This is a genomic window from Mesorhizobium sp. GbtcB19 (genome assembly GCF_019091085.1).
In the GTDB taxonomy this organism is placed as follows: domain Bacteria; phylum Pseudomonadota; class Alphaproteobacteria; order Rhizobiales; family Rhizobiaceae; genus Mesorhizobium.
Map to the genome: position 1 here is coordinate 1 of NZ_JAGXJY010000260.1, position 266 is coordinate 266.

Here is a 266-nt window from a genome sequence, read left to right on the forward strand (position 1 = left end):
GCGACGTTCATGGCGCTGGTGCTTGCGGCGGTGCTTTTCATCGGGGGCAAGCGCCTGTTCGGCCGCATCTTCGAGGCCGATCCCACCGTTGAAGAGCCATCCTATCTCAGCCGGCTTTCCGACGCCTTCTGGTCGACATTGCTGCCGACCGCGGCGCGTGGCGCCTTCTTCGCCTCGGCCGTGTTCTTCTTCTACTACTACACCGTTCTGCGTGGCGATATCGGGACGTTCCTCAACGCCTTGCTGACCGTGATCGGCACGGTGTT

The 266-nt window shown here is 62.4% G+C and carries 1 pseudogene; it reads left to right on the forward strand.

Annotated elements, in window-relative coordinates:
* A pseudogene (locus tag KVT37_RS32275) lies at positions 1-266 on the forward strand (mechanosensitive ion channel family protein); the annotation flags it as partial.